At 29.1% G+C, this 22,524-nt stretch carries 19 protein-coding genes; 6 read left to right on the top strand and 13 right to left on the bottom strand.

Annotation, left to right across the window (positions count from 1 at the left end):
* Positions 1-125: 125 nt before the first annotated feature.
* The gene (locus BN2665_RS02980) at positions 126-773 is read right to left on the bottom strand and encodes an HD domain-containing protein (RefSeq protein ID WP_055665630.1); all 648 of its coding nucleotides are present in this window, start codon (positions 771-773) and stop codon (positions 126-128) included.
* A 154-nt stretch (positions 774-927) separates the two neighbouring features.
* Between BN2665_RS02980 and dusA the strand changes: the two genes are divergently transcribed.
* Positions 928-1,968 (top strand): tRNA dihydrouridine(20/20a) synthase DusA, encoded by a 1,041-nt coding sequence (gene dusA / locus BN2665_RS02975; protein WP_055665629.1) that lies wholly within the window; start codon positions 928-930, stop codon positions 1,966-1,968.
* A 177-nt stretch (positions 1,969-2,145) separates the two neighbouring features.
* Entirely contained in the window at positions 2,146-2,418 is a 273-nt protein-coding gene (locus BN2665_RS02970) for a PspC domain-containing protein (RefSeq protein ID WP_074042206.1), read from the top strand.
* 54 nt (positions 2,419-2,472) lie between these two features.
* Here the strand turns inward: BN2665_RS02970 and BN2665_RS02965 are convergent, their stop codons facing one another.
* Entirely contained in the window at positions 2,473-3,060 is a 588-nt protein-coding gene (locus BN2665_RS02965; RefSeq protein WP_055665628.1) for an ECF transporter S component, read from the bottom strand.
* A 310-nt stretch (positions 3,061-3,370) separates the two neighbouring features.
* On the opposite strand from BN2665_RS02965, the gene BN2665_RS02960 reads away from it, so the two are divergent.
* Together BN2665_RS02960 and mnmA are read left to right on the top strand one after the other, a co-directional pair.
* On the top strand, positions 3,371-3,559 hold the full coding sequence (locus BN2665_RS02960) for an alpha/beta-type small acid-soluble spore protein (protein ID WP_055665627.1): 189 nt from the start codon (positions 3,371-3,373) through the stop codon (positions 3,557-3,559).
* Positions 3,560-3,735: 176 nt separating this feature from the next.
* Positions 3,736-4,860: a tRNA 2-thiouridine(34) synthase MnmA gene (gene mnmA, locus BN2665_RS02955; protein WP_055665626.1), complete on the top strand. Its 1,125-nt coding sequence runs from the start codon at positions 3,736-3,738 to the stop codon at positions 4,858-4,860.
* 3 nt (positions 4,861-4,863) lie between these two features.
* Here mnmA and BN2665_RS02950 read toward each other — a convergent pair whose 3' ends face one another.
* The 8 genes from BN2665_RS02950 to BN2665_RS02920 form a co-directional block, all read right to left on the bottom strand.
* Positions 4,864-5,778, bottom strand: a complete 915-nt coding sequence (locus tag BN2665_RS02950; RefSeq protein ID WP_055665625.1) for a tetratricopeptide repeat protein — start codon at positions 5,776-5,778, stop codon at positions 4,864-4,866.
* A gap of 67 nt (positions 5,779-5,845) precedes the next feature.
* Positions 5,846-6,694: a PhzF family phenazine biosynthesis protein gene (locus tag BN2665_RS02945; protein WP_055665783.1), complete on the bottom strand. Its 849-nt coding sequence runs from the start codon at positions 6,692-6,694 to the stop codon at positions 5,846-5,848.
* Positions 6,695-6,884: 190 nt separating this feature from the next.
* A complete protein-coding gene (gene clpB, locus BN2665_RS02940) occupies positions 6,885-9,485 on the bottom strand; it encodes an ATP-dependent chaperone ClpB (protein WP_055665624.1) in 2,601 nt (866 codons plus the stop codon).
* A gap of 176 nt (positions 9,486-9,661) precedes the next feature.
* Positions 9,662-10,921, bottom strand: coding sequence for a helix-turn-helix domain-containing protein (locus tag BN2665_RS02935; RefSeq protein ID WP_055665623.1), 1,260 nt, complete (start codon positions 10,919-10,921; stop codon positions 9,662-9,664).
* A gap of 130 nt (positions 10,922-11,051) precedes the next feature.
* Entirely contained in the window at positions 11,052-12,356 is a 1,305-nt protein-coding gene (locus BN2665_RS02930) for a transcriptional regulator (protein WP_055665622.1), read from the bottom strand.
* 373 nt (positions 12,357-12,729) lie between these two features.
* A complete protein-coding gene (locus BN2665_RS26845; protein ID WP_154674851.1) occupies positions 12,730-12,906 on the bottom strand; it encodes a YtxH domain-containing protein in 177 nt (58 codons plus the stop codon).
* A 157-nt stretch (positions 12,907-13,063) separates the two neighbouring features.
* Positions 13,064-13,705: a ribonuclease H1 domain-containing protein gene (locus tag BN2665_RS02925; RefSeq protein ID WP_055665621.1), complete on the bottom strand. Its 642-nt coding sequence runs from the start codon at positions 13,703-13,705 to the stop codon at positions 13,064-13,066.
* Positions 13,706-13,736: 31 nt separating this feature from the next.
* Positions 13,737-14,681 (bottom strand): YkvA family protein, encoded by a 945-nt coding sequence (locus BN2665_RS02920; RefSeq protein WP_055665620.1) that lies wholly within the window; start codon positions 14,679-14,681, stop codon positions 13,737-13,739.
* 230 nt (positions 14,682-14,911) lie between these two features.
* Here BN2665_RS02920 and BN2665_RS02915 point away from each other — a divergent pair, with 230 nt between their 5' ends.
* Positions 14,912-16,654 (top strand): ATP-dependent metallopeptidase FtsH/Yme1/Tma family protein, encoded by a 1,743-nt coding sequence (locus BN2665_RS02915; RefSeq protein ID WP_055665619.1) that lies wholly within the window; start codon positions 14,912-14,914, stop codon positions 16,652-16,654.
* 34 nt (positions 16,655-16,688) lie between these two features.
* Here the strand turns inward: BN2665_RS02915 and BN2665_RS26140 are convergent, their stop codons facing one another.
* Entirely contained in the window at positions 16,689-17,681 is a 993-nt protein-coding gene (locus BN2665_RS26140; RefSeq protein ID WP_074042205.1) for a rhomboid family intramembrane serine protease, read from the bottom strand.
* A gap of 860 nt (positions 17,682-18,541) precedes the next feature.
* On the opposite strand from BN2665_RS26140, the gene BN2665_RS26840 reads away from it, so the two are divergent.
* Positions 18,542-19,423: a nucleotidyl cyclase domain-containing protein gene (locus BN2665_RS26840; RefSeq protein WP_195892648.1), complete on the top strand. Its 882-nt coding sequence runs from the start codon at positions 18,542-18,544 to the stop codon at positions 19,421-19,423.
* Positions 19,424-19,447: 24 nt separating this feature from the next.
* On the opposite strand, the gene BN2665_RS02900 is transcribed toward BN2665_RS26840, so the two are convergent.
* Positions 19,448-20,506 (bottom strand): HD-GYP domain-containing protein, encoded by a 1,059-nt coding sequence (locus tag BN2665_RS02900; protein ID WP_055665617.1) that lies wholly within the window; start codon positions 20,504-20,506, stop codon positions 19,448-19,450.
* A 143-nt stretch (positions 20,507-20,649) separates the two neighbouring features.
* The gene (pepF, locus tag BN2665_RS02895) at positions 20,650-22,443 is read right to left on the bottom strand and encodes an oligoendopeptidase F (RefSeq protein ID WP_055665616.1); all 1,794 of its coding nucleotides are present in this window, start codon (positions 22,441-22,443) and stop codon (positions 20,650-20,652) included.
* Positions 22,444-22,524 lie beyond the last annotated feature (81 nt).

The raw sequence follows: 22,524 nt of genomic DNA, 5'->3' as shown, positions 1-22,524 counted from the left end.
TAATTTTTTATTACTTCGACTTTTTTAATTATTCTAAAGATATATTCTTGTAAAACTTCTTGAAAAACAATTATATGCAAACATTCAAACTAATCAGTAGAGCGACTATTATTTTTTCAAACATCCTAAATTAGTAAAGATAGTTTTATTGGTAAATCTCCAGTAGTTTCTGATACAATGTGTAAGAATTCATTAATATTATTCTCAACTTCTTTTTCCTTGTCCTTGTTAATGCCACCTCTCCCTAATCTATCACAAAGAGATAACAAACCTAATTCATACAAAGAAGTTTCTTCTACCATTTTTGAAATATTAGCAAAGGGCAATTTATTTAATACAAATAGAGAATGCATGTGGTATCTAATAAGCTTAGAAATTTTATAAATAGTTTCTTTATCCTCTGTAAAACACTTAAGAAAGTCAATAGACATCTGCTCTCCTATTTTATCGTGATCATAAGAGGTTATTCTACCTTTCCTTAATTTTGTAGTTGGAAACTTACCTATATCATGCAACAAAGCAGCCCACATAAAAACTCTCTTATCCTTACTTAAAACTCTATATTTAGCGGCTCTATCTAATACCATCATCACATGATTCCATACATTACCCTCTGGGTGATGCTTAGGCTCTTGTGGTGTTTCTTTCATATCCCTTATCATAGTAAAAGGGGATTCATTTAAATCTCCTTCTTCAAGTAGCTTTTGAAGATAAATAGAGGGCTTCTCATCTTCCAATATATGAGATTCTATATCTAAAAATAATTCTTTCATACAAAATCCTCCTGCTTCATATATCTTATATTTTTATTATTTACATATTAAAGATCTATATGCAATAGTTTTTGACAATCATTATTAATTAATATATACTATATGAATTATTACGTTGTAATAATTATATGTATTAAAATTTTTGGAGGTGTTTATGAAATACTTATCAAATATCATCCCGCCAAAGGTTAGTATAGCTCCTATGGTGGATCGGACTGATAGGCATTTTAGATATTTTTGCAGACTTATGACAAAAAAATCTCTTTTATATACTGAAATGATAACTGCTCACTCTATAATATATGGAGACAGACATAAACTTTTAGATTTTAATTCCATAGAAAAGCCCCTATCTCTTCAGATTGCAGGTTGTGATCCAGAAGAGATATATAAAGCTGTTAAAATAGCTGAAGATTGGGACTATAATGAGCTTAATCTAAACGTAGGTTGCCCTTCAGACCGAATCTCTGGAAATGCAATGGGTGCAATTCTTATGGCCTATCCAGAATTAGTAGCTGATATGGTAACGGCTATGAGGGAAGCTACAAAGAAGCCTATAACAGTAAAGCACAGAATTGGTATTAACGGCAATAATGTATTGCCAACTTCCTTTAAGAATACAATATTAGATAATTATGACTATATGAAGCATTTTATGCAAACTATTGAGAAATCTAAAATAGATAGATTTATTATCCATGCAAGAACAGCCATTCTATCCGGACTAAGTCCTAAAGAAAATAGAGAAATTCCACCTTTAAAATATGATGAAGTTCATAAAATAAAAAAAGATTTACCTCATCTTAATATAGAAATTAATGGTGGCATAAAAACTATAGATGCCATGAAAGACCACTTAAAACATGTGGACGGCGTAATGTTAGGAAGGGTATCCTATGAAAATTCATATGTTCTTACAAAGGTAGACAATCTTTTTATGAAGGGAACAACCTCCAGCATAAGCAGAAGGGAGATTTTAGAAAAAATGCTTCCTTATCTTGAGGAACTTCAAGATAACAAAATTGGTATGCATCTTATACTGAGGCATACTTTAACCTTATTTAACAATTGTAAGGGAAGCAGGTATTGGAAACAATTGATTGATACTTCCTGCAAAGAAGGTATTACCGCAAAGAACTTTATTAAATATGCTCTTGACTCCCTACCAAAAGAGACTTTAAACTCATTTGTGTAATTAATCATGACTCCTATATTGATTTTTATTATTACCTTGGTCATCCTTTTTTATTACTAGAATAACTAGTCATAAATCAATAAAAAAAATATAATTAAAACATAGAGATGATTATATTAAAAGTAAACTTATTAATAAGCTTATATTAATAAAAAAATTATATGGAGGTATGTATCAATGAGCGCTAAAAGATTATATAAAATTAAAGAACAAGCAATGGTTTCTGGTGTTTGCGCAGGAATTGCTGAATATTTGCAGGTAGATGTTTCTATAATAAGACTTGTATGGTTAGGCTTTACATTTCTCGGAGGCTCTGGAATACTAGCTTATATTGCTGCAGTAATAATTCTTCCTGAAAAAAGAGATGTATACAGACAAGATCCTAATTACGGGAGACCTTATCAAGATGCTGAATTTTACCACGAAAATCCTAAGGATAAAGATCAGTAATATATAAAGGTCAAGCATTTCATCAAGTAAATGCTTGACCTTTTTTATTACAAATTATTTTTTAATCTTTTTAACTGCTAAAACAACTGATACTGTAATAATTACCGCTGCAATAGCTTCTAATATACCATTAGTATAGGCTATCCCAAAAATAGCTTTTGTAGCTTTATCTATAGCCATATTTTTTACCTGCGCATATCTTTCTACATATAGCAGATAGATCATTCCCAAAACACCTACTGTATTGGTTAAAGAACCTACTGCTGCTCCAATAGCTACTCTTACTGACTCGTTTTTAATCTTTATCAATTTATAGCTGTAATAAGAAGTAGCTCCAATTAATACTCTAGGTAAAACTGAAACCAAAGGATTAAAAAATGCAAAGGATAATAATGAAGGTGACATTATATTCTGTATTATACTAAAGCATCCAAACATTAATCCTATTAACATACCCACCTTAGGTCCTTCTAATATAGCTCCAATTATTACAGGTATGTGCATAATTGTGATCTTAGCCATAGGTAAGGGTATAAAACCATAACCTGTAGCACCTAAAATAATTGATATGGCAGATAGCATACCTACCAAAGTTAGCTGCCTAACTTTAGTATTTGAAACTCTTACTGAATTTCTTTCCATAATAATCCTCCTCACTCTTATTCCTTAAAAGGATATAAGTTGATATTAAAAATTTTTTATTTTTTAGTTCAGTTTCATTTAGAATACTGACTAGTTGTATTTTAGCATGTTTTAAGCCAAATGTTAATATAGTTTGTGAAATTTTTTTCAACTCTTTAACATTTTATTCCATCATAATATTCTATTTCCTCTCTTCCCTCAAATTAAATAGGGTATTTTAATTTTATTGCGACAAAATAGTACTACAAGATATTTAATATTTAAAACTACAAAGATTAAATATCTAAATAAAAAAAAGGAGGTAATAGTCATGGCAAATAATAGAAAATTAGTACCAGAAGCTAGAAAAGGATTAAACCAATTCAAGATGGAGACAGCTAGAGAATTAGGAGTTAATCTTAAAGAAGGTTACAATGGAGATTTAACTTCAAGAGAAAACGGTTCTGTTGGCGGAGAAATGGTTAAGAAAATGGTTGAACAATACGAAAGAAACTTATAATCATTTTACCAAATAGGCATTCCATAATATATTATGGAATGTCTATTTTTATTTATTTTGCCTATGATTGTTTAATAATATATAGATATTATTAAATATGTATTGATAAATAAATTTAATAATATTATCATTAATAAAGTGAAATAAATTTTAAAGAGAAAGGTTGATTTATATAAATGTTAAAAGATCCTAAGGATACTAAGGTTGTTATTGGTATGTCCGGCGGCGTTGATTCATCTGTCGCTGCTTTGCTACTAAAAGAACAAGGCTATAATGTTGTTGGTGTATTTATGAAAAACTGGGATGAAAAAGACGACAATGGAGCTTGTACTGCTGTTGATGATTATGAAGATGTAAGAAGAGTCTGTGATAATATAGGAATTCCTTATTATACAATAAATTTTGTAAAGGAATATTGGGATAGGGTCTTCGAGTATTTTCTATCAGAATATAAAAAAGGTAGAACGCCAAATCCTGATGTTATGTGTAATAAAGAAATAAAATTTAAAGCTTTTTTAGATTTCGCTCTAAAAATAGGGGCTGATTACATTGCTATGGGTCATTATGCCCAGTTGGATTATTTTGACGACGAATATCGATTATTAAGAGGTTCTGACTCAAATAAGGATCAAAGTTATTTCTTATGTGAATTAAATCAATATCAGTTATCTAAGAGTATGTTTCCAATAGGTCACCTTACAAAGCCTGAAGTAAGAGAAATTGCAAAGAAAGCTGGTTTATCTACTGCTACTAAAAAGGACAGTACGGGAGTTTGTTTCATTGGTGAAAGAAATTTTAGAGAATTTCTTAATAATTATTTGCCTGCAAAATCTGGTCCCATAAAAACCTTAGAGGGTAAAATCAAAGGTGAGCATTTCGGCTTAATGCACTATACTTTAGGGCAAAGAAAAGGTCTTGGTATAGGCGGAGAAGGAGATCCTTGGTTTGTAGTAGATAAAAATTTAAAGACAAATACACTATATGTTGTACAAGGAGAAGATAATCCTAATCTTTATTCCTTTGGCCTACTTGCTACTGACTTAAACTGGATAAGCAAAAAGCCTAAAGCTGATAAATTCCAATGTACAGCTAAATTCAGGTATAGGCAGCCCGACCAAGAGGTAGTTGTTTACTTAAAAGAAGATAATTCTTGTTTTGTAGAATTTAAAGATCCTCAAAAAGCTATCACTCCAGGTCAAGCAGTGGTATTCTATGATGGCACTGTATGTTTAGGTGGAGGAATAATTGATAAATATTATAAAAATAAGCAATTTATTTTGAAAGAAGTAGAAAAAAAATAAAGGTTATAAGCCTTTATTTTTTTTTATTATGGTCCAAATAGTAGTTAAATCTTCATCCTCTTTAATATAATCAATAAACTCAGGATATAAGCATAAAGCTTTATCTATATCCTTCAAAGCTTTATCATAATTTTTTTCATGTGCATAAAAACAAGCTCTATTATAGTACAAGGCTGCACTAGTAGGATTACAGAAAATTCCTTTACTAATTACTTTAATAGCTTCAGTATATTTATCCATTTCTTTATACAATACAGCTAAATTTAAAAAGCTATAGTAATAATCGGACTTTTCTATTATAGATTTATTATAATAGACCATGGCCTCTTCATAGCAGCCTAACTTTTTATTTATAACTCCTATATTAAATAAGGCCATGTAGTGGTTTGGTATTATTCTTAAAGCCTTTTGAAAAAAACTTAAGGCTTTTTCATTTTCATTAGTCTCTTCATATAATGATCCTATATTTATATTAGCCCAAAAATCAAAGGGTTCAATTTCTAAAAGTTTATGGTAATATTCTAAAGCTTTTTTCTTTTCTCCAATCTCATCATAGGCATAAGCAAGGAAAAAATAAGCTCTATCATATTTTGTATCTAGCTCGATAGCCCTGTGGTAATACTTTATAGCTTCTAAATACTCTTCCTTATTATCATATATTACCCCAATTCCATAATAGGCCCTGGCTTCCATTGGATCAATATTTATTATTTCCATATATTTATTAATGGCCTCATCATAGTTTCCAAGTTTATCATATGTTAAAGCCATATCCATCAATAAATCAATATTCCTTCTTCCCTCTAAAAGACTATAGGCTTTTAGATAATAATTTAATGCCTTATCTAAATGATTTTTTGAATAACTCTTTTCTCCTAAGATTTTATAATTATTTAAAAGATCTATATTTTCTTCCATTTTATCTCCTATAATATAAAGACTAAGCTAATTATAATCCATTATATCTAATGACACAATATATGCTTTATATATACATATAGCCTTCTATAATTATAACTCCATCCCCTATTAAATTGACTCTTTTTCCATCTAATACCTTCAAAATTATCTCTCCACCTCTCGGTGATGCTTGATAAGCTTTTAGTATATCTTTACCTAAAATATTTCTCCAATAAGAGGCTAGCACAGTATGCACTGATCCAGTTACAGGATCTTCATTAACTCCAACCCAAGGATTAAAGTACCTTGATACAAAATCATATTTTTCCGATAGTGCAGTGACAGCTACACCCTTTATATGTGAAGATAGATTCCATTTTATCATTTGAGAAAAATTAGGACTAAGTGCCCTTACATCCTCTTCTTTTCCCACATGAATAATAAGCTTTTTAGTATTTCTACCTAAAAAAATATTAATATAATTTTTAACACCTAAAGCCTGTAAAAGTTCCTCTGCTTTAATATTAAAATTTATCGCCTCATCTAATGGAAAATTAAGAATTATTCCTTCTTCATCTTTCTTAGCCACAAGCTTCCCACTTTTAGTTTCATAGTTTATCTCTTCACCTTCTAGAGAAAGGGCCTCAAACAGGACCTTAGAAGTGGCAAGAGTAGCATGTCCACACAAATCTACCTCTTTCTCAGGGGTAAACCATCTAAGTATATAATTATTCTTTATATCATTTTTGTTCTTATGCATAGGCATTGCAAAAGCAGTCTCGGATAAATTCATCTCTCTAGCTATAAGCTGCATTTTATATTCAGGTATTGGTTTTTTAAGTATACACACTCCTGCAGGATTTCCCTTAAAATTTTCATTAGTAAAAGCATCTACCTGATATATTTTAATTTTTTTATTATGATGCCTTATCATGCTTTCATTTCCTTCCATTAATGTTTTTATAAAGCATCTTAAGAAAAATAGCTGCGTGCATATACTCAAAACCTCAACATAAATAAGAAGGCCAAGCAACTATTTTTAAAGATGCTTAAACCTATTATACCTCCTATAAAAACTTATTTATATTTTTTTACTTACATTTAACAATAGTAAATAATAATTATTATATTCTTTCAATTACTATACGGTCTGCTTTTGCATCTATACCGATAGTACACCCATCATAAAATTCTCCAGAAATTATTTTCTTAGCTATTTCCGTTTCTAAAATATTTTCTATATATCTTTTTAATGGCCTTGCTCCATAATATGGATCATAACCTTCCTCAGCCATAATTTCCTTTGCATTTTCTGTAACCTTAAGTATAATGTTCCTATCCAAAAGCCTTATATTAACTTGCTGCAAAAAGATATTGATTATATTCTTTATATTTTCCATGTTCAAAGGCGAGAAAATAATAATATCATCTAATCTATTTAAAAACTCTGGTTTAAACCTACTTTTCATTTCCATCATTATAACATCTTTAACTTCTTCCTTAACTTTTCTTTCCATTATATTTTCAAGTAAGTAAGAACTTCCTATGTTAGACGTCATTATAATAATTGAATTTTTAAAATCAATTACTTTCCCTTTATTATCAGTTAACCTTCCATCATCTAATATTTGCAAAAATATATTAAACACATCCTCATGAGCCTTTTCAATTTCATCAAATAATATAACACTATAAGGATTTCTTCTTACTGCTTCCGTCAGCTGTCCCCCTTCTTCGTATCCTATATATCCTGGAGGCGCTCCTATTAATCTTGATACAGAATATTTCTCCATATATTCTGACATGTCAATTCTAATAATATTCTCTTCACTGTCAAAAATGACTCTTGCCAAAGATTTAGCTAATTCAGTTTTTCCCACTCCTGTGGGCCCTAGAAATATAAAGGATCCTATGGGTCTTCTACTATCCTTTAATCCCGCTCTAGCCCTAACAACTGCATTTGATACGGATTTTATAGCTTCTTCCTGTCCTATTACCCTTTTCCTTAATTCCTCTTCCAGCCTTAATAGTTTTTGCCTTTCTCCTTCTACAAGTTTTGATACAGGTATTCCTGTCCATTTAGAAACAATCTCTGAAATTTCTTGTTCTGTTACTTCTTCTTTAAGCAAAGCTCCTTCATAATTTTGCTTTAATATCTCTTCTTTCTCTTTTAAAGCTATCTCTAATTCAGGTATAACTCCATATCTTAATTCTGCTACCTTGTTTAAATCATATTCTCGCTCATATTTTTCTATTTTTCCTTTGGCTTCTTCTAACCTTGTCTTTAAATCTCTTATATCTAGAATGTAAGCTTTTTCTTTTTCATATTTTGCAGTCATTTCTTTATTTCTATCCTGCAAATTACTAAGTTCTTTTTCTAAAAGTCTTACTCTCTCCTGAGATGGCTTATCTATTTCTCTAATCAAGGCTTCTTTTTCAATTTCTATCTGTAATATTTTTCTCCTTACGCTATCCAATTCAGAAGGTAGACTATCTATTTCAGTTCTTATCATCGCTCCTGCTTCGTCAATTAAATCAATAGCCTTGTCTGGTAAGTATCTGTCTGTTATATATCTATGAGATAATTTTGCCGCTGCTACTATAGCAGAATCATGAATTCTTATACCATGATGAATCTCAAATCTCTCTTTCAAGCCTCTAAGTATAGAAACGGTGTCTTCTATGCTAGGCTCATCTACCACTATAGGCTGGAATCTTCTTTCTAAAGCTTTGTCCTTTTCTACATATTTTCTGTATTCATCAAAGGTAGTGGCTCCAATACATCTTAGTTCTCCTCTTGCTAAAAGAGGTTTAATTAAATTCCCTGCATCCATAGCCCCCTCTGTTTTTCCTGCTCCTACAATAGTATGAATTTCATCAATGAATAACATTATCCGTCCTTCACTACTTTGAACTTCTTTTAATACAGCTTTTAATCGTTCTTCAAATTCTCCCCTATATTTTGCTCCCGCTATTAGCGCTCCCATGTCTAATGAAAAAATGATTTTATCCTTTAAGCCCTCAGGTACATCTCCTCTTACTATTCTCTCAGCTAAACCTTCAACGATAGCCGTTTTACCTACGCCGGGCTCTCCGATTAACACTGGATTATTCTTAGTTCTTCTAGATAATATTCTTATAGTTCTTCTTATTTCTTCATCTCTTCCAACTACTGGATCTAACTTATGTTTTTTTGCTTCTTCCACTAAGTTAATACCATACTTATTCAAGGCATCATAGGTTTCTTCGGGATCCTGTCCTTCTACCTTTTGATTTCCTCTAACCATAGATAGTTCTGATAGAAAAATTTTTTTATTTATATTAAACTTACTTAGAATTCTCCCTACAGCGCCATTATAATCAATGTCCATAATGGCTAGCATTACATGTTCAACACTTATGTAGGAATCTTTAAACTCTTCTGCTATATCCTCAGCTTTTAAAAAGATCTCTTCAATTCTTCTGGTAGCATAAACCCCAGAACTTTGCGCTCCCTCTCCTAATACCTTTGGCAATCTATCTAACTGGCTTTTAATTTCCTCTTTAAGAGATTTTAAACTTATGTTCATTCTTTCAAAAATACTAGGAATTAAGCCATCTTCCTGATTAACAAGGGCTGAAAATAAATGTAATATGTCTATCTGTTGATGGTTAAACCTAATGGCTATTGATTGAGCATCATTTAGAGACTGTTGCACCTTAATTGTTAACTTTTCTATATTCATACAAATATCAGCTTGAAAGCTGAACTTCCCTCCTTTATTTATACAATTTCATACTAATATTATATAACACTTACAATTTTTTAAACAAACTATTCAGCCTATTATTTAAAGTAAAAATAAAAATGCATAAAGACCTTTTCTATTAAAAATAGAATTCTTTATGCATTATAGTTTCACTATATTTTTTTCTCTATTCCCATAGCTAACGTAAAATATTTAAGGGCTTCTGAGGTTTCTCCTAATTTATGATACATATTCCCCATCTCTAAATATCTTTTGTGTCTTTCCTGCTTATTCCCAAATTTAAACAAAGCATCTAAGGATAAATTCATATACATTTCTGACTGAAGATACATATCTTGCTTTTGTAATATAATAGCTTTAAAATAATAGGCCTTTTCAATATATCTTATATTATCGCAACCTATAGCGCTGTTCAGTGCTTCGTCACATATCTTTTGTGCTTCACTTAACGCTCCATAGGTAGTTAATTCTTCTACACATCTTAACATATACTCAACAAGTTCTTCTTTGTTTTGCTTTGGAAAATTATTCAATCCCTTTTTTACATATTCTATGGCTCTATCATTCATTTCTCCTTGAAACATTAAAATAGCATAATTTAACATAGCCTTTGATTTATAACTTGCATCATCTTTATAATATTCGTAAGATTTTAGCTCATACTCTTCAAAATTGTCTTTTCCAATTTTTAAGGATAATATTGCTAATACATGGTACATTTCTGCCTTTTTTATATCTACTTTTACATGATCTATTAAATCTAATAACCTTATGGCAATTTCATAAGCTCTCTCATAATTTTCTAACATCAAATAACAAGCTGCCTCATTATAGGTTACCACTGCTAAGGTTTCTTTGTCGCAATCCTCAGTATTGCTTATAACTTTTCTTACGTTATTATAGTAGGATGCTGCTTGTTCATATTCCTTATTCATATAAAAATATCTTGCCATATCCTTACTATAAATAAGATTATTTTCTTCAATATTTGACTTTTGACACATATCATAATACTTCGATGTAATTACTTGTATATTTTCAAATTTCTTAGACATTAAATAATTGCTAAATAGTATATGTAATATCTTAAAAGCTAAGTCATAATAATTATATTCTAAAGCATATTCTAAGTTGTATTGTAATCTATCTTCTATATCAGTAGTAAACTTCTGTTCCTTTACTACTGATATATTATCTTTAATTTGATCTCTTACATCTTTCCTTAAGTAATCGATATCTATATCTAATTTCTTAGAAATAAACTCTAAAATCCAGGGCTCTGCTTTTACCTTATCGTTTTCTATACAGCTCATTTTAGATACAGATATTTTATCTTCACATATATCTTTTAATGTAGCTCCTTTATATATCCTAGCCCTCTTTATCTTTTCCCCTGTAGACAATATCTCCATGATTCCTCACACCTATCCAAAATAATAAAGCTTTCCTTTAGTAAGTAATAATTCCCCAATACATAATACGAAATTTCATTATATTAATATAATTTACTTAATCAATAAAATAATTTTAAAGTCAACCTATTTAAACTTCCCTAAGAATCCCTAGTTGCTTAAATATAGCTACACCATCATTTAAATATTTTGCTGCACTCGAATCATCTTTATTATCTATATAGAATTTCCCTAGCAAAATAGCAATTTCAGCAGCTTGCTTTAGGCAATCCATGTTCTTAGCAAAATTTAAAGCAATAATTAGTGTATTCTCTGCTTCATTAAAATTATTGTCTAACAATTCAACCCTATATTTTAATAAATAATAATCTATTAATACCTGGTTGTCTCCATCTTTAATATTTTGCAAAACTTCCTCTAACAATTTTCTGCAATTTTCAATATCCTTTAGCTTAATATAATTTTCACAAACATTTGTTAAAGTTTCCACCAATTTTGCATCTTTATTATTTTTTCTTAATTCCATGGCTTTATTAAAATGTTTAAAGGACTCTTCTATATTTTCAAATTCATAGAATAGCTTTCCTAAGTTGTTCTCTATTTGAGATAATTGTATGGAATCCTCAAGTTCTCTAAATACATCTAAAGTCTTCTTTGAATACTTTATTGCATTATCAACATCGCCTTTTTTATTATATTGTTCTGCTAATAGTAATAATGATTTGGCATATTCTTTTTTATTATCAAGTTGATTAAACTTTTCTTTTGCTAAATAGGAATAGTTAATGGACTTATCCAAATTGTCCAATTTAAAATATGTACTAGCTATATAAAAATAAATTTCTCCTAAAAGTGCATCGTTTCCAATGTCATTATCTAAAAATACTTTTTCTGCTTGCTGAAGATAACTATTAGAAGAATGGTATGCCTTAAGCTCATAGGTTATTTTTCCTAAATTTAAAAAGGTATTTACTACCTCTTCAAATTTGCTATTTTTAATAAATATTACATTTGATGATAAAAAGAACTGCTGAGCGGCTCCATACTCCTCTTTTGTCATATATATTTTTGCTCTTAAATATAAGTTCCTAGCTTTTCTATATTCCAAATTATACTTTTCTGCATAATAAAGAGCTCTTTCTATGTATTGTTCTCCATAATGTAAATCTTCATTTAAAATATATGCTTCAGCAATATTTTCAAAATATAAACATATTTTTTCAGCTTGAGTTTCCTCTGATTCCATCAAGTATTCAACTGAAGTTTTTAAAGAATTAGCCAAATACTCAAGCAAGTCCATGCTAGGATTGGATTTACCAGATTCTACCAAGCTTATTTGTCCCGGAGTTATTCTATCCCCTGCTAAATCCTTTAAGGTCATATCTAACTCTTTTCTTCTTCTTTTTATTTTTTCTCCTAAAGACAATATCTCCATAATCACTCTTCCTTTACTGAAGTATACATTAAATTTAATATCATTAAAGATTATGATAAAGTTCTGTTTTATTATAACACATTTTTAAAATAAACCACAGAATTTTTGAATTTTTTTTTTACATTTTATTAAATATTCTATTAATTTAGTAAATATATTTAGCTTTTAGTTATATTTTTTAAAAAAACTAAACAGTTTCACGTATCTTAATAAAATTAGATAAACTGCTATTTCTTCACAAAAAAATAAAAGCTCGAAACACTTTTCGAGCTTTTATTTATAGAGAAACAATTTGTAATAACTAAATGAAAATAAATTAAATGAACTTTTACTATTCATTTTTTTATACATTCTTACTACATTTTATTTCTCTTTATCTCATAAAACGTATCATATTACTATACATATCTCCAGCCATATGTCTTGCCATTTTTCCTGTTCTTCTAATCTTCCTTTTAGTATTTCTATCCAGTTCAGGCATTACCATCATTCCTACAGCTGCTCCTATGATAGCTCCTGTTGTTATTCCTGTTATAAATCTGTTATTCATATTACACACTCCTTTTATAAGATTTATATGTATAGAATATGTAGTTTAAATAATATTAATCATTGAAATTATTTACAGTTTTTATAAGCCACTTAAAAATTTAACTCTTTAAAGAAAAATAACTAGCCAATATAGCATTATACTGACTAGTTATTTTTTATCCGTTCAAAGCTGAAGAAGCAAGTTCATCTGCTAACTCATTATATTTTACTCCGCTATGTCCTTTTACTTTGACAAACTTAATTTCAATTTGCTTCATTTTTTCATGCATATATTCATAATATCTTTGAGTTAAAAAATTATTTCTTTTCCACATTCCTAAGGCCCAGCTTTCTATTCCTTGGTAGTCAAAAAAAATTTTAATTTTTTTATAATCATGCTTTAGTGCATAATCTACAGCCTTCATAGCTCCTAAAACCTCTCCTGCTACATTTCTCATAGATATTGCTTCTTTTTCTTCACCCACACCACTTTCTTTATATATAACTTCCTCATTATGAACTGCCACTAATCCATAAGAATAATTTTCTTTATCTTCCTTAAAACTACCGTCAACATATATATGTAAATAGTCCTCTTGAACCTTCTCTTCTTGCTTTTCTTCTTTACTAAATATCTCCTCATGACTACTAGTGCTACATAAATAGCTTTTGATAAACTCTATGGCTTCCTCTTCCTTAGTAAAACTTTTATAAATTGCACCTTTTGCTCCTATAACTTCGAGCTTACACTGTTCCCAATTATCATAAATTTTTGGCATATTACTTTTTCCTTTTGCCACAGCATAATACTTTCCCATAATAAAAACTCCTCAAAATTCTTTGTATTTTCTAAATAAACTTATCAAGGCTATCATAAATTTTATCTACATTAGTTCCTCCAGTAATCCTGTTAAAGTAAGTTAAAGCTTCTTTGATTATAAGTATTATATCCTCTTCACCTTCCCAATTTTCTATAATTATATTTATTGGTATCTTATTTATTATCTTATTAATAGCAAAAAAAGCTATAGCCATATCATCTATTTGACCTATAAAAGGTATAAAATCTGGTAATATATCTAGGGGTGATGCCAAGTATCCAATAGCTGTTCCAACAACTAATTTGGTTTTCAAGGGTACCCTCTTATCCTTAAATAACCTAATAAAGAGAGCAATTATATCTGGTAATATCATGGCATATTTTAAAAGCATACTATATTTATCTGGAACTTTATCTTGTATATAACCTTTAGCTTTAGTATATCCATCTACTACCTTTTCAATCTTAACTTGTTCATTAGCTTCTAAAGTCTCCTCCTCAACCAACTTAATATCCTCTACCTTTTTATTCATATTGAAATTAATATCAAAGAGCTGAACTTCCACGTAATCCTTTTTCATAGATAAGCTGTCCAATTTAAAATTAATAAAGGGTAGAGCCTTTAAAATTTCATTTAAATCTACGGTTATACTGCTATCTTGTACCAAAATTCCTTTAGCCTTTAAGTTATCAATAATTTTTTTCACTATCTTATTTGTAATAAAATTAAAAATAGGAAGCTTTCCTACCTTAACAGATAAAATCTTCAAGCATATCTGATTATCCTTTATACTTCCAAAGGCTAATGTCACCTTTACCTTAACATTAAAAATTAAATTATACTCTATAAATAGGTCCAAAAATTCGTTAATAGCTACCTCATTTATATTCAATGCAGGAACATCTAAATAGTCATTTATTATAGTTAAAATGTCCTTAGGGGTTAATTTAGCTTTTATTTCACTTATATTCATTTTCCTAAGCTCCTTCTTTATGAAATACATACAATAATACTAAATTTAAGTATATCACATAAGCTATCCTAACTTAAATAAGTAATATGATAAATCTTTATAAATTCGTCCATAACTTACTATGGAAGTTTTTATGTATAAAATTAGACAATTAAAAATAAAGCCTTATAATATATTATGTAAACTATTTATGTGGGTAATTACTTTAAACTAAGGAGGAAAATGATATAATGAACAAATTAAAAAATAAGTATATAATTTTCCCTATAATAATATCTATTCTTTGTGCTGCTTTTTTAATATTTAACAATATTAATAGCAAGGCGTTGCCTTCTAAGGCTTACTCTACATTTCAAGAAGATATTTCAAAAGGAAATATTGATGAAGTATATATTTCTAATGCAGACAAAATATATATTACACTAAAATCTGGGGAAAAATATAATACTGATAATCCTAGAAGTCTTGACTTAAAAGAAAAGCTCCTAATGAATAATGTTAAGGTTAAGGAAAAACCTGATTCATCACCAAAAGAGATAATTCCTTCCCTATTACTTGGATTATCCTTATTATCTATCTTATTTATAGCCTTAAAAGGAAATAAGATAGGCGCTAAAGGCATGCTATCCGTAGATATCTTGGACGCAAATGCTATAAAAGATTATAAATATAATTTCAATAGTATGGCTGGAAATGAAGAGGCAAAAGAGAGTGTAAAAGATATAGTAGATTTTCTTAAAAATCCTGAAAAATATGCTGCTTATGGAGCTAGAATGCCCAAAGGTATAATATTATACGGGGAACCTGGAACAGGTAAAACTCTTTTAGCAAAAGCCGTAGCTGGTGAAGCTGGCGTTCCCTTCTATGCCATGTCTGGATCAGACTTTGTACAAGTGTATGTAGGAGTAGGTGCTAGCAGAGTTCGAAACCTCTTTAAAAAAGCAAAGACTCATGGTAAGGCTGTGATTTTTATAGATGAAATTGATGCTATAGGTAAAAAAAGAGACGGTGGAAAAAATGGGGGCTCTGATGAAAGAGATCAAACATTAAACGCCTTATTAACAGAAATGTCGGGCTTCAATGAACAAGAGGGCATCGTGGTTATGGCGGCTACCAATCGTTTAGACATGCTAGATGCAGCCTTACTAAGACCAGGAAGATTTGATAGACATATAGAAGTTACTCTTCCAGATATAAATGCTAGAGAAGAGATTCTAAATCTTCACCTAAAAAATAAACCTTATCAAAGTCTAGATATTAGAGAATGGGCCCATAAAACCTCTTATTTCTCTGGCGCAAAGCTTGAAAATTTAGTGAATGAGGCCGCTATATTAGCCTGTAAGGAAAATAGTGATTATATAGAAAATGTCCATTTTGACAAAGCTTTTTCCATTGTTTTAGCAGGTTATGAGAAAATAAATAGAGATAGTATGAAAGATGAAGATAAAAAAATAACTGCATATCATGAAGCTGGACATGCTGTCATATCCAGAAGCTTATTACCTAATGAGAAACTTTCAAAGGTTACTATAATCCCTAGCTCAAAAGGTGCCGGTGGATATACTCTTAGCATACCTGAAGATAGAGCTTATCAAAATCTTCAATATCTTAGAAATAGAATAATGGTGCTCCTTGGTGGAAGAGCCGCTGAGGAAATAATTTTTGGTGAAGATAAAATTACTACAGGAGCCTATAGCGATATTCAACATGTAACCTCTTTAATAGGCAATATGATTACAGAATATGGAATGGGCAAAACCTTGGGATTGCTAAATCTTTCTCAGCTATCAAATATAGCAAACATTAACTCTGAAGAAATACTTAAGGAATGTAAAAACACCGTAGAAGAGCTCTATATTGAAACGAAAAGCTTGTTAAAATCTAATATAAAACTTTTAAGAGATATTTCCGTTGCACTACTTGAAAAAGAAACTCTTTATTATGAAGATATAGAAAATATTGCAACACAATAAATAAAAAAGCGACCAACGTCGCTTTTTTATTAAATTAAGTATTATTGTTTCTATATACTATTATAGACAGTAAAATTCCGCCTACTAAACCTCCAAAGTGCCCAAAATTATCTATATTTTTAATATTTAATCCTATGAAAATATTCACAAAAATTACAGACAAAATATTTCTCAAAAAATCTTTTCCTGCTAAATTTCTAATTTTTATTCCTATAATCAGACAGGCTCCTAATAATCCAAAAATAGCTCCTGAGGCCCCCACTGATATGGAATCAGAAAAAATATAGCTAGCTACAGAAGAAAAAATCCCCGAAAAAAAGTATATTAATAAAAATCTGCCTTTCCCATAAAATTTTTCCACAATTTCTCCTGTAGCCTTTAAGGCATACATATTTAAAACTAAATGTAATATACCTCCATGTAAAAACATAGCTGTAATTAACCTATAATATTCCCCTTGGGCTATAAGAACATTATACTTAGCTCCTAAGGCCACAAGAACAGCCGTATTCATATCTAATATACTTTTTGATAAATAGGCTGATACTATAAAAAATAATATATTTATCAATATAAGTAAGTTTGTAAAATTTAAATATTTACTGGCATCCCTTTGTTCATGTCCATTAGAATTTTTTTTATCTTGTATCATGTCTTGTAATAGTCTTACGAAGCCTTCACTTCCTTCTGAATACTTTATAATAGCATTTTGCTTAATATTCAAAACTATAGTATTATAGTCGCTGCCTTGGCATATATAACTTATGTCTTGTTCCTCTTCTAATAATATAATATTATTTATTGTAAATAATTCTGCTTTTCTATATAAGAATTGTTTTGCACTATTAACTTTATATAAGTAATCATCAGTATTTGTAAAAATAATTGCATATACTCCATTCTCAAAATACTTCATTACTATCCAATCTTTTTTTCCATTACTATGCAACACATCATATTCTTCTACCATGAATCCATAATTTGTTATTAGATTATTGATTATATTCTTAATATATTTTTCTCTCATAGCTATTCCCCTTAAGTTTAATATATACATTTTTTATGCTTATTATTTATATGCAATAGAAACTTTAGTATAATAAATTATATCTTTATATTTCATAGAAAGTAGGTTTACAAATGAGTATTAATAATCAATATAAGTTGTTGCGTATAAGCTATCTTCTTTTTACGTCAATTATATTAGTATCATCTTTTTTTTCACCTTTAAAAATACATATTGGATTAGAAGATATAATATTTATAATAATTCTTATTTTATCCTATACATTAATATCAAGATATAGTATTGAGTTAAAAGGCTCTTACATATCCTTTTCTGATTATATCATTATAATATGCTATTTTATTTTTAATATAAAAATTGTTTTTATAGTATTGATTTTAAGTAATATTCTACTAATGATAATGGATTTAAAATATTCCTATGAGGATAATCCAATTATAGATAATCGCCATATCTTTAATCTATCATTACTGATTATATCCTCGTTTTTAGCTCATATATGCTTAAACTTTTTTATAAATTCCTACTTAGTAAATTTAGACCTACTATTTCAAATAGCAATCTTTTCATTTACATTTTTAATTTTTAACTACTGTCTTTTCTTTATTGACAACTTTGTAAGAAAAAGTGCTTTTGTATTGTCTTCATTTTATGATGAATTTATATATTTTTCAATAAATTTTATACTGTCAGCCACTTTTTCTTATTTATCCCTGTACCTTTATAATATATTTCAATATGCCTTAGTTATTGTGCTTACTTTATTCCTAATATTTTTAAACTATTCACTAAATAGAATAGGCTATTTAAAAACAAAAAATTCTTACCTGCTAGCTATAGTAAGCTGTAGCAACACTTTAATGTCTAACACGAATTATATGAATAAGTTATATAATGCTATTGAAAGTATTGAGACTATTTTGCCTTTTTCTTATTGTGGAATATATCTATTTATAAATAATCATGAATACGTATATCCCCTATGTTATAAGAGCAAATTTAATTTAGAACCAAGTTCCTATAAATTTAAAAACTTATGTTGTAATGAAGCTTTCAATATAATAACTACTGGAAAACCTTTATATACTAATAATAAAGAGTTAATATCCTCATTACCTATTTTTCAATATGAAAATAGAATAAAATCTATATTGGTTTTTCCTATAAAAACCTCTGAAGGCACTGTTGGTTGTACCTTTATTGCTTTTAATAAATATAAAAATATAGAGGATAAAATGGATTTAATAAGCTCTTTAAATAAGAATTTATCATTATTATGTGAAGATACTATTAACAATTGTAAAACTTACCATAAACCTTTTACAAAGTATAATGAATTTTTGGAGCTTCTTGATAGAAATATAAACCAAAAATTAATATTTACTCTAGCGATAATTGAAATCAAAGATTATTCTCACATAATTGATAAGTATAACTTAGAGGTTTTCCAAAGCTTAAAAAAAGACGTAGCAAATATTATACATTCTATGCTTTCTCCTTATGATAGTATTCTTTATTATGGAAAAGACGATATTTTTCTTTGCTTTAACCTCCAAGATTCCTTGAATGCAAGAGAAAAACTATATGAGATCAGTAAACACTTTGAGCAATATAAATTTAAAAACAAAATTAGTGCAAATATTATGTTTTCTTATTCTGAATACCCTATAGATGGTATTAATAAAGAAGAAATTATAAATAAAACCTACAAAAATTTATATAAATTAAAAAACACCTTATAAGGTGTTTTTTAATTTGTAAGTTTCTTATACTGTATCTACTACCGTAATGTTAGTATGCTCTAATAAATTAATCTCATAAAAAGGTATTGGTTTTCTAGTTTCACTATCATATAACACCCTTAATATAGGCCTATCAGGAAATCCTTTATTTTGGTTAATTACATACCCCTCTACCCCATTAGAAAGCTTTAAGCAGCATCCTAAGGGATAAACCGCAAAGGTATCCTTAAAAATCTTTACTATGCTCTCATCAAACATAGATCCATTACCCGATAAAACTAGTTCATATGCTTCATTAGGACTAAATTTTTTTCTATAACTTCTATCGCTACTTACAGCATCATACACATCACAAATACAAACTATCTTAGCTAGTCTACTAATTTGATTGCCTTCTAGCCCATAAGGATATCCTAATCCATCTATTCTCTCATGATGTTGCAATACTGCATTTATCACAGCATCTGGAATATATATGTTCTTTTTTAATATTTCTGCACCATATATAGGATGTCTTTTTATCTCCGTTAATTCTTCCTCGGTTAGAGCCCCATTTTTATTTATTATGTCAGACTTTACCTTCACCTTTCCAATATCATGCAGTATGGCACCTACACCTAAGTTTCTTAATTCTTCCTTACTCAGTTTCATATTCATTCCTATAAATGCCGCCATTATTCCAGTATCAATACTATGCATATATGTATAATTATCATGGGTCTTAATATCATGTAAACTTTTATTCACATCTCCCATTTCGATAATATACTCCATTAATTCCTCTACTCTTGAAAGAGAATCCTTTAGATTTACCTTGCTATTATTTGTCAGGTTCTTCACTATGGTAGCCATATTCTTCATAGTGCTTCTTTTTAACTCATTAAGTTTTTCATCTTCTATATAAATATCATCCAGCCTATCATCTTCCACATACACATAGTAAACATCCAATTCTTTTAACTTTTCTATGTAAGTCTCCGTAAGAGAAACTCCTGATCTTAATAGTATCTTCCCATCACTGGTTAAAATACTTTTAGCTAAAACATCTCCTACCATTATCCTATTAATAAATTCAAGTCTCATGCTCCACCTCAAAAATATTTTTCTATGTATTATTATACTATTTTATAATATAAATTTCAGCATTTTATTACAATAAAAAAATGTGCTTACACTAAATATAGGGAAACAAATTCCACTATTTTAGCAAAAGCACACTTATTTTATTACTGTTCTAACATATCTAATAATTCATTAAATCTTTGAAGAGTGGCTTCTAAAGGTGCTGGTGTTGTCATATCTACTCCAGCTTTCTTTAAAATATTTATTGGATAGTCGCTTCCTCCACTTTTTAAGAAGCCAATATATTTATTTACCGCTTCATTACCCTGCTCAAGGATACTCTTAGCAAAAGCACTGGCAGCAGCATAACCTGTAGCATATTGATATACATAGAAATCGGAGTAAAAATGAGGTATTCTTGCCCATTCCATATCTATTTCTTCATCAACTATCATATCTGGTCCAAAATATTTCACATTTAATTCATGCCATATACTACACAAATCCTTAGCCGTTAAAGGATTACCTTTTTCTATAGACTCATGTGTGATTTTCTCAAACTCCGCAAACATTAATTGCCTAAATACTGTAGTTCTTATTTGTTCTAACTCTTGATTGATTAAATATAGCTTTTTACTCTTTTGTGTCTCCCTATTAATTAAGTAATGAATCAATAAAGCTTCATTAGTAGTAGATGCAACTTCGGCACAGAATAATTCATAATCAGCATAAATATAAGGCTGAGTTTTCCTTGAATAATAGGAATGAATGGAATGACCCATTTCATGGGCTAAGGTGGATACATCATTTAAATCATTATTATAGTTTAGTAACACATAAGGCATAGTATCATAGCATCCCCAAGAATAGGCTCCGCCTCTTTTCCCTTTATTCTCATAAACGTCTATCCACCCCTCTTTAATACCTTCATCAAAGATTGAAAGATATTCTTTTCCTAGTGGATGCAAACCTTCTTTTACTATTTCTACACCTTTCTTAAACTCAATATTTTCTTTTTCTATATCAATTACCGGTACATACAAATCATACATATGAATTTCTTCTAATCCTAAAAGTTTCTTTTTAATTCTAACATATCTGTGAAGAGACTCTATATTGCTATTTATTGTATTAATAGCATTATCATAAACCTCTAAAGGTATATTATTAGGCTTTAAAGAGCTTTCTAAAGCAGAGCTATATTTTCGTGTTTTGGCTATAAACACATTATTTTTTATGGAAGAAGTTAAGGATGTAGCAATAGTATTTTTAAATTTATCATAGGCAGAAAATAGCGCTTTAAAAGCAGCCTCCCTAACACTTCTATCCTTTGATCTTACAAACCCGGAATAATTTCCTTCAGTTAATTCTATATCATTCCCACTTTCATCTTTTATAATGGGAAAGGTCATATCTGCATTTGTAAGCATACTAAAAATATTTCCCGGAGCTTCTAAGCAATCTGAAACAGAAGCTACAAGCTCTTCTAATTCTTTCGAAAGCACATGAGGCTTCATCTTTAAAATATCTTCTAATAAGAATTTATACATTTCTAAATCTTTAACTTCAGCTATAGATTTTTCTATGTAATCTTCGGGTAATGATAATATTTCAGGCACAAAAAAAGCCCCTAAGCTTCTAAGCTCTGCTAAATAAGTATCTATTTTATCCTTTAGAGATTGATAAGTACTATTAGCTCTGTCTTCATCACTCTTTAAATGGGCAAATATAAATAATTTATCTGCTAATCTTGATATATCCTCTTTTACTTTAAAATAATCTAGCAATACCGTAGGCTGAGATAGTTTTCCTGAAAAATCTTTTATTTTTTCAGCTTTTTTCTTCAATATTTCAAAATCTTTTTCCCAAGCTTCATTTGTAGCATAAACTTTTTCTATATCCCATTTGCATTCAGAACTTATTTCCTCTCTAGTCTTCAACTTTTTTACTTCACCCATAATACAACCCTCCTATAAAAATAAACAGTATTACTATGTATTATAAAATATTTTCCCTCATTTTTCCATTGAAAAATAAAA

The sequence above is a fragment of the Desnuesiella massiliensis genome, from assembly GCF_001403615.1.
GTDB classification, from domain to species: Bacteria; Bacillota; Clostridia; order Clostridiales; family Clostridiaceae; genus Desnuesiella; species Desnuesiella massiliensis.
The sequence above is the reverse complement of the archived record's forward strand: the minus strand, read 5'-3'. Positions and strand labels throughout refer to the sequence as shown.

What these genes read in the sequence shown, in the direction of transcription:
- BN2665_RS02980 (WP_055665630.1), bottom strand. Translation starts at nt 773, where the DNA reads ATGAAAGAATTATTTTTAGATATAGAATCTCATATATTGGAAGATGAG.
- dusA (WP_055665629.1), top strand. Translation starts at nt 928, where the DNA reads ATGAAATACTTATCAAATATCATCCCGCCAAAGGTTAGTATAGCTCCT.
- BN2665_RS02970 (WP_074042206.1), top strand. Translation starts at nt 2,146, where the DNA reads ATGAGCGCTAAAAGATTATATAAAATTAAAGAACAAGCAATGGTTTCT.
- BN2665_RS02965 (WP_055665628.1), bottom strand. Translation starts at nt 3,060, where the DNA reads ATGGAAAGAAATTCAGTAAGAGTTTCAAATACTAAAGTTAGGCAGCTA.
- BN2665_RS02960 (WP_055665627.1), top strand. Translation starts at nt 3,371, where the DNA reads ATGGCAAATAATAGAAAATTAGTACCAGAAGCTAGAAAAGGATTAAAC.
- mnmA (WP_055665626.1), top strand. Translation starts at nt 3,736, where the DNA reads ATGTTAAAAGATCCTAAGGATACTAAGGTTGTTATTGGTATGTCCGGC.
- BN2665_RS02950 (WP_055665625.1), bottom strand. Translation starts at nt 5,778, where the DNA reads ATGGAAGAAAATATAGATCTTTTAAATAATTATAAAATCTTAGGAGAA.
- BN2665_RS02945 (WP_055665783.1), bottom strand. Translation starts at nt 6,694, where the DNA reads ATGATAAGGCATCATAATAAAAAAATTAAAATATATCAGGTAGATGCT.
- clpB (WP_055665624.1), bottom strand. Translation starts at nt 9,485, where the DNA reads ATGAATATAGAAAAGTTAACAATTAAGGTGCAACAGTCTCTAAATGAT.
- BN2665_RS02935 (WP_055665623.1), bottom strand. Translation starts at nt 10,921, where the DNA reads ATGGAGATATTGTCTACAGGGGAAAAGATAAAGAGGGCTAGGATATAT.
- BN2665_RS02930 (WP_055665622.1), bottom strand. Translation starts at nt 12,356, where the DNA reads ATGGAGATATTGTCTTTAGGAGAAAAAATAAAAAGAAGAAGAAAAGAG.
- BN2665_RS26845 (WP_154674851.1), bottom strand. Translation starts at nt 12,906, where the DNA reads ATGAATAACAGATTTATAACAGGAATAACAACAGGAGCTATCATAGGA.
- BN2665_RS02925 (WP_055665621.1), bottom strand. Translation starts at nt 13,705, where the DNA reads ATGGGAAAGTATTATGCTGTGGCAAAAGGAAAAAGTAATATGCCAAAA.
- BN2665_RS02920 (WP_055665620.1), bottom strand. Translation starts at nt 14,681, where the DNA reads ATGAATATAAGTGAAATAAAAGCTAAATTAACCCCTAAGGACATTTTA.
- BN2665_RS02915 (WP_055665619.1), top strand. Translation starts at nt 14,912, where the DNA reads ATGAACAAATTAAAAAATAAGTATATAATTTTCCCTATAATAATATCT.
- BN2665_RS26140 (WP_074042205.1), bottom strand. Translation starts at nt 17,681, where the DNA reads ATGAGAGAAAAATATATTAAGAATATAATCAATAATCTAATAACAAAT.
- BN2665_RS26840 (WP_195892648.1), top strand. Translation starts at nt 18,542, where the DNA reads ATGTCTAACACGAATTATATGAATAAGTTATATAATGCTATTGAAAGT.
- BN2665_RS02900 (WP_055665617.1), bottom strand. Translation starts at nt 20,506, where the DNA reads ATGAGACTTGAATTTATTAATAGGATAATGGTAGGAGATGTTTTAGCT.
- pepF (WP_055665616.1), bottom strand. Translation starts at nt 22,443, where the DNA reads ATGGGTGAAGTAAAAAAGTTGAAGACTAGAGAGGAAATAAGTTCTGAA.